This is a genomic window from Lachnoclostridium sp. An181 (assembly GCF_002160325.1).
Classification (GTDB): domain Bacteria; phylum Bacillota; class Clostridia; order Lachnospirales; family Lachnospiraceae; genus An181.
This window is the reverse complement of sequence record NZ_NFKJ01000053.1, coordinates 1-750: the sequence shown is the minus strand read 5'-3', so window position 1 is coordinate 750 and position 750 is coordinate 1. Positions and strand designations below refer to the sequence as shown.

2 pseudogenes are annotated in these 750 nt (G+C 42.5%); both read right to left on the bottom strand.

From position 1 onward, the window contains the following. A pseudogene (locus tag B5F18_RS13105) lies at nucleotides 1–118 on the bottom strand (Rpn family recombination-promoting nuclease/putative transposase); the annotation flags it as partial. Nucleotides 119–348: 230 nt separating this feature from the next. Further along, nucleotides 349–750, bottom strand: a pseudogene (locus tag B5F18_RS12535) (Rpn family recombination-promoting nuclease/putative transposase); the annotation flags it as partial.

Genomic DNA, 750 nt, shown 5'->3' with positions numbered 1-750 from the left:
TAGAAAAGCCAGCTGCCATCTCCAAAAATCTTCTGCAGTTTTCCGCATCCGACATGACTGCGCCGAACATGAAATTATCCTTGATGGTCAATTCTTTTAAACATTTCTTTTGTCTCACTGTAATTCCTCCCAAACACAGAGGAATTCTATAGTTTTAGTATACAGTTTCAACTATGTTTTTGCAAGAAAAAATCCACAGAAGAATGACATATCCTTTCTCATTTTTTATATAGAATCCCTCTGTCTCTATTGTTGTGATCTCGCCGAATCGGCATGAATTGTTTCTGACTTGTATATTTCCTTGCGGATGAGACATATCAAGCTGTCCCATCCGCCCTTAGATATGATTTATAGATTTTTTTCAAACTGCTCTATCGACTGCGCACGGGCAGCCAACTTCAGCCATCTGCTCAAGACACTGGTATCTGTCTGTCCTAAAATCTTTTCTCGCAAAGATTGCGGCACTTCCCCAATGGTCTCCAAAAGCTCTATAACTGCCAACGCTCTCCCTTCTGTTCTACCTTCTTCTCTACCCTCTATTTTCCCTTCTTCTCTTTCGTCCTGCAGCATCTCTTCCAAAACCATAAACTTCTCCTCCAGTTCCCGGCTTTCTTTCACATGTCTGACGGCTTTTTGCAGCGTCTGCACATATTCGTCCTCAAAACTGCTCTCGCTCTCTTCCAGATCTGCTTTTACATACTTTAAAAACTGCACAAGTTCTTCCGGCTCATCCTCCTCATTCTCCCCGGC